Annotated in this window: 1 rRNA gene; it reads right to left on the bottom strand. The window is 55.9% G+C overall.

Going from position 1 to position 580, the window contains the following annotated elements:
* Positions 1–580: ribosomal RNA gene (locus KJS58_RS24835) — 23S ribosomal RNA — on the bottom strand; the annotation flags it as partial.

The following is a 580-nucleotide window of genomic DNA, read 5'->3' as shown; positions in this document are numbered from 1 at the left end:
TTGGGAAATCTCATCTTGAGGTGGGCTTCGCGCTTAGATGCTTTCAGCGCTTATCCCTTCCATACATAGCTACCCAGCGATGCTCCTGGCGGAACAACTGGTACACCAGCGGTATGTCCATCCCGGTCCTCTCGTACTAAGGACAGCTCCTCTCAAATTTCCTACGCCCACGACAGATAGGGACCGAACTGTCTCACGACGTTCTGAACCCAGCTCGCGTACCGCTTTAATGGGCGAACAGCCCAACCCTTGGGACCTACTTCAGCCCCAGGATGCGATGAGCCGACATCGAGGTGCCAAACCTCCCCGTCGATGTGGACTCTTGGGGGAGATAAGCCTGTTATCCCCAGGGTAGCTTTTATCCGTTGAGCGATGGCCCTTCCATGCGGTACCACCGGATCACTAAGCCCGACTTTCGTCCCTGCTCGACTTGTAGGTCTCGCAGTCAAGCTCCCTTGTGCCTTTACACTCTGCGAATGATTTCCAACCATTCTGAGGGAACCTTTGGGCGCCTCCGTTACTCTTTAGGAGGCGACCGCCCCAGTCAAACTGCCCACCTGACACTGTCCTCGCACCGGAT

The organism is Paenibacillus sp. J45TS6 (assembly GCF_018403285.1).
Classification (GTDB): domain Bacteria; phylum Bacillota; class Bacilli; order Paenibacillales; family Paenibacillaceae; genus Paenibacillus.
This window is presented reverse-complemented; position numbering and strand designations above follow the sequence as displayed.